The sequence below is a fragment of the Gammaproteobacteria bacterium genome (assembly GCA_013001575.1).
In the GTDB taxonomy this organism is placed as follows: Bacteria; Pseudomonadota; Gammaproteobacteria; order Steroidobacterales; family JABDMI01; genus JABDMI01.
In genome coordinates, this window is sequence record JABDMI010000028.1 from 1 (window position 1) to 5,856 (window position 5,856).

At 46.2% G+C, this 5,856-nt stretch carries 5 protein-coding genes; 4 read left to right on the plus strand and 1 reads right to left on the minus strand.

Translation table 11 applies throughout. From position 1 onward, the window contains the following. The 4 genes from HKN88_02155 to HKN88_02170 form a co-directional block, all read left to right on the plus strand. Positions 1-767: Gfo/Idh/MocA family oxidoreductase (locus HKN88_02155; protein ID NNC96854.1), on the plus strand; the 767-nt coding region annotated here is incomplete at its 5' end. Between the two features lie 314 nt (positions 768-1,081). Next, positions 1,082-2,470: an MFS transporter gene (locus HKN88_02160; protein ID NNC96855.1), complete on the plus strand. Its 1,389-nt coding sequence runs from the start codon at positions 1,082-1,084 to the stop codon at positions 2,468-2,470. Positions 2,471-2,554: 84 nt separating this feature from the next. After that, positions 2,555-4,111 carry an alpha glucosidase gene (locus tag HKN88_02165; protein NNC96856.1) on the plus strand — a complete coding sequence of 519 codons (1,557 nt, stop codon included), beginning with the start codon at positions 2,555-2,557 and terminating at the stop codon, positions 4,109-4,111. 1 nt (position 4,112) lies between these two features. Next, positions 4,113-5,540, plus strand: coding sequence for an MFS transporter (locus HKN88_02170; GenBank protein NNC96857.1), 1,428 nt, complete (start codon positions 4,113-4,115; stop codon positions 5,538-5,540). 11 nt (positions 5,541-5,551) lie between these two features. On the opposite strand, the gene HKN88_02175 is transcribed toward HKN88_02170, so the two are convergent. Next, the coding region (locus tag HKN88_02175) for a substrate-binding domain-containing protein (GenBank protein NNC96858.1) at positions 5,552-5,856 on the minus strand (305 nt) is incomplete at its 5' end.

A 5,856-nucleotide genomic window follows, 5' to 3' on the forward strand; every position in this document is an offset into this window, starting at 1 on the left:
CGGACGTAGACGCAATTTACATCGCCACCCCGCATAATTTTCATTTAGAGCAAAGCTTGCAAGCGATCAATGCCGGAAAATCGGTGTTGTGTGAAAAACCGCTGACAGTGAATGCCGCCGAATGCGAATCCTTGATCAAGGCGGCACGCAACTCGAATGTAAGTGTGATGGAAGGCATGTGGACCTATTTTCTGCCTGCCGTGCAACAAGCCAAAACCTGGTTTGATGCAGGCCGCATTGGCAAGCTCGTGCACATCAAAGCCGATTTCGGTTTTAAAATGCCGTTTGATGCTCAAGGCCGCCTCTACAATCCTGATCTTGCCGGGGGCAGTTTGCTGGATGTGGGTATTTACCCGATCGCCTTGACCTGGTTGTTTGCCGGAACACTTCCTGCAAGCATAGATGTGGTCTCGCGGTTTGCTGAAACCAGTGTGGATGACGATCTTGCAATGTTGCTTGAGTTTAGAGATTTCACGGCGTCACTCAGCTGTTCCTTTCGGGCTACTCTGCCCAATCGCGCCTTTGTTGTTGGCGATGAGGGATACGTCGAGTTGCCGGACTTCTGGAGTGCGCGGCAATGTAAGTTGTTTAAAGCGAATAAATTAATCGACACGTTTGATAACACCAGACAAGGATCGGGTTTCGAGTTTCAGATCGAGTCTTTCAGTCAGGACGTTTTACACAAACGCAAAGAATCCAGAATTATGCCTTTGTCCACAAGTCTGGCACTCCAAAAAATTATGCACGCTGTGAGAAAAGAATTTTAAGTTTTATTTACTGTAATCGAGTGGCGGTTCACGATCCCCCAGCAATGCCTCATATTTGAAATCCGCGCCAATCTTTTCTGCGTGTTCCGCTTTGGCGGCCTGGCGTAATCCTTTATTTTCCAAATAGTTCTATATAGGCCAAATGTTTTGATCTTGGGGGAAGTTGACTTAGTGAATGGTCATTGTTTTTTCTGAATCCGTATTCTATCTCAAAACTTGATATGAATACGTATGCAGCTGCCCGGTAGGCTTATTTTGCCTGTGAGATGGGTGATAACATAGACAAATAATTACACCATCAGGAAGAGTCAAGCATGACAGTCAAACAGAAACCGCGATTAAGTTTTTGGCAGATCTGGAACATGAGTTTCGGTTTTCTCGGCATTCAGTTCGGGTTTGCGTTGCAGGGCGGTTTTATGTCGCGGATCTTCCAGACCCTGGGCGCTGAACAGAATGAAATTCCTCTGTTGTGGATCGCCGCCCCTCTGACTGGCTTGCTGGTTCAGCCAATCATCGGCTATATGAGTGACCGTACCTGGTCGTGGAAATTCGGGCGACGTCGTCCGTATTTTTTGATCGGGGCAGTGCTCAGTTCCTTGGCCTTGTTCTGGATGCCGTATTCTTCTGCTCTCTGGATGGCGGCCGGATTTTTATGGATCCTGGATGCCTCGATCAATATCAGCATGGAACCGTTCCGTGCCCTGGTGGCGGACAATCTTCCCAAGTCGCAACGGTCGTATGGTTTTGTAGTCCAGACATTCATTATCGGTATCGGAACTTATATTGCGAGCTCTTTACCGTGGATCGTCTCCAAACTTGGGGTGAGCGATGCTGCAGCACCGGGGGTTGTACCAGAGTCGGTGAAAGTTGCTTTTGCGATTGGTGCCTTTGTTTTCATGATCAGTATTTTAATTACCGTGATCACTACCAAAGAATATTCTCCCGAAGAACTGGACAGTTTCTCTGATGACCAGGAGAGCCATGAACCAAGTAGCGATGGCATGGTAACAACCATTAAACGTGGTTATTCGATGATGTCACCGGTCATGTTGAAACTCGGGGTTGTGCAGTTTTTTTCCTGGTTTGCCTTTTTTACCATGTGGTCAATGGCGAACCCGGCACTGACTGAGCATGTGTTTGAGGCGCCGGCACCGGTTGCCGAGCAGTTTGATATGGCAATTATTGCTCAGGCCGAGGCCTTCAATACACAAAACACAGCATTTCAAAAAGCGTCAAATGGTGTGGGTGCCTATATGGGGATTTATGGCTTGTCATCCATGGTATTCGCGTTCTTACTGGTGCTGTACACGGCCAAACGCCGGATTAACCGCAAGTATCTGCACATGGTGAGTCTCATTCTTGGGGGCTTGGGTTTCATGTTAATGAAATACATTCCTGATCCAGGCTATCTCACCTTGTGTTTTATATTGATCGGAATAGCGTGGGCCAGTATTTTATCCATGCCGTATGCAATGCTTTCAACTTCGGTTGATCCCAAAAAAATGGGCTTGATGATGGGGCTGTTTAATATGTTTATTGTTATTCCCCAGATCATAGCCTCATTGGGCGGTGTGAATTTTACCTCTGGACTTTTGGGTGACGCACCCATACACGCAATGACAGTCGCCGGAGTGTGTCTGGTGCTGGCCGGTCTGAGTAATTTTTTAATTACCGAGCCAGAAGCAATCTCTTATCAAGAATAGAACCAGGTTTAAAAAAATATTGTGAAAACAAATAACCAATGGTGGCGTGGTGCCTCGATATATCAGATCTATCCACGCAGTTTTATGGATGCCAATAACGATGGCACCGGTGACTTGCGCGGTATCATTCAGCGATTTGATCATTTGGTCGAGCTTGGTATTGATGCGATCTGGATCTCGCCGTTTTTCAAGTCACCGATGAATGACTTTGGCTACGATGTCAGTGACTATCGAGCCATAGATCCTTTATTTGGCAGTATGCAGGATTTTGACGAATTGGTCACCCTGGCACACAGCCATGACATCAAGATCATTATCGACCAGGTGCCCAGTCATTCGTCCGATGAACATCCCTGGTTTATTGAAAGTCGTTCCAGTCAGGATAATCCCAAAGCCGATTGGTATGTATGGGCCGATGCAAATCCCGATGGTACGCCACCGAATAACTGGTTATCGGTTTTTGGTGGTTCGGCATGGCACTGGGAACCGCGACGCGGGCAATATTATTTGCATAACTTTTTAGTCAGTCAGCCGGACCTGAATTTTCATAATCCTGAAGTGCGTAAGGCGACATTGGAGAATATGGAATTCTGGCTGCAAAAAGGTGTGGACGGTTTTCGACTGGATGCGATCATTTTTTGTTTTCATGACCGGCAATTACGCGACAATCCAGCCAAAAAAAGCAAGGATAATTTTATGGGTTCACGCATGCAAAGCCCGTATGCCATGCAGGAATACAGGTACCAGCATACCCAGGACGAAAACCTGGAATTCATGCAAGACATTCGCGCCTTACTGGAACGTTATCCAGGTACCGTGTCATTGGGCGAGATCGGCACTGACGATTCCATTTCGGTTATGGCGGAATACACCAAAGGCGATAATCGCTTGCACATGGCTTACAGCTTTGACTTGCTCTCGGAAAATGCCACGGCGGCGCACATTCGTGAGGTGGTAGAAACTTCCGAACAGAAAATGCGTGACGGTTGGCCGTGCTATGCTTTGAGTAATCACGATGTCATGCGGGTGCTTAGCCGCTGGGACGCCGATACCCAGGCGGTTGCGGCTGCTAAAGCGTTTAATTTTTTGCTTGGTACATTACGTGGCAGTTTTTGTGTATACCAGGGAGAAGAATTGGGATTGTGTGAAGCCGATATTAAATTCGATGAATTACAAGATCCTTATGGCAAGACCTTTTGGCCAATTTTCAAAGGCCGGGATGGCTGTCGTACGCCAATACCCTGGGAAGCCACAAAACCGCACGCCGGTTTCTCGAACCACAAGCCCTGGTTGCCAATACCCAGTGAACACGCAGCCGCGGCAGTTGCAGAACAAAAGCAGCATAGCGACTCCGTTTTGAATGCGCATAAAACTTTTTTGGCCTGGCGTAAAAAACATCCGGCTTTGATCCAGGGTGACATTGAGTTCATCGACACCCCGGAACCTGTGATAGCCTTCAGACGATTTGATGAAAGCTCTGAGATGCAGATATTTATCAATCTTTCCGGGGAGCATCAGTCTTTGACTTTGGATTTGAACGAGGATTTCAGTCAATGTTCCGGGTATGGTGCAGCTTGCGCGAATTTAAAAACTAAAACACTCGAGTTCACACCTTATTCTGTTTTTGTTATTGAGAAATAATATGCTAGCCGCCCAAAAAAATCTGACGCGTCCTTTTTATGCATTACTCAGTATGCCGGCAACTGCAATGGGATTTGCACTTTCGGTGCAGATCGCGGCACTCAGCTGGATACTTTCCACAAAATATAATCTTGCCATCGAAGAGATTGGTCTGGTCTGGGCAGCAGGCCCACTTGCCGGCATCTTTGGACAGGTAATCATCGGTTTCATCAGCGATAGAGTCTGGTTCTGGAAGGGCAGGCGGCGGCCGTTTATTTTGATTGGCGGCGTACTTTGCAGTTTGATGCTACTGGCGCTGCCAAATCTAGACATTATCAATGCACAAATTGATGCCATCGGAATACTTGGAATTGCATTGATCGTGGTATTGACACTGGATGTGTCTATCAATATCAGTTTTAACCCGACTCGCTCAATTATTGCCGATGTAACTCCTGAAGGTGAAGAACGTGTACGTGGCTACACCTGGATGCAAACCATTTCAGGTTCATTCGGGGTTTTGGCCTATTTCATCGGTGCCTGGTTGGGCAATTATTTTTTAATCTATTTCGGCGCGGGACTAGTTTTATTATTTTCAATCATCCCTACATTTTTTGTACAAGAACCTCGTGAATTATTAGATTCCGCTAACAGTGGCGAGCATGTGCCTTTTGACTTTAAGCAAACCTTCATGTCAATCAAACCTTTGTGGGGTTTTTTGTTTTATTCCTTATATGCATTGGGTCTGCGCTTTCTCGAGATTGAACATGAACATTATTATGCAGAATGGTTTTGTGCAATTGTAACGGCAATACTGGTGGCGCAAACCTTGTTGGCCAAGCCAAAGGACGATACTCCTGAACAAAAAAATGCAGTAGCTTTTCAAAGGGTTTTAGCTGCACACGGCTTCACCTGGATTGGCGTGCAGTCTATGTTCATTTATATGTACCCGTGGCTGGAGTTCAAATTTCCTGAATTAAAAGGCACTGAGCCAGACATGCTCGGTAGGACGATAGGCGTTTCGTTTTTGATCATGAGTGCTGTGTCAGCCATACTTCCGGTTCTGGTTTTGCAGCCTCTGGCAGAAAAATACGGCAGAGTTAAAATTCACAGAAAGTGTATTGCGAGTATGGCCGTTGCCTATGCGCTGATCTGGTTATTTGCAGATACCCGCTATGCTCTTTATGCATTTATGATGCTATTGGGGATCGGCTGGGCCTCAACCATCAGTTTGCCTTTTGCAATCATATCGCAACAGGTTAAACGCGAAAGCATGGGTTTGTACATGGGTATTTTCAATTTATCCGTGGTCTTGCCACAACTGATCTCCAGTCTGGCTGTCGGGCTTATCGTGAGTCGACTGGTTGATAAAGATTATTTGTTTTTTATCTGTGCTATTTGTCTTGCGATCTCGGCAATTGCGTGGACCAGAGTTGAAGAACAACACTAAGAAGTTTAATTTCAGGCAAAAAGAATTTTGGTTGAATCCCGTTTGATCAAGCTTGGCTCCAATAATCGAATCTGACTGGGTTCCTCGTCATGGATCAAGGCGATCAAGGCATCCACCAACAATTCTCCGGCATGCTGGGTATCTTGTTTAACGGTTGTTAAAGCCGGATTGATATAAGTTGACCTCGGAATGTCATCAAAACCGGCCACAGAAATATCTTCCGGTACATTCAGGCCATGTTTATTAAAGGCTCGAATGGCTCCAATCGCAATCAAATCACTGACACAAAATACGGCGGTGAAATCCATGTCACGAT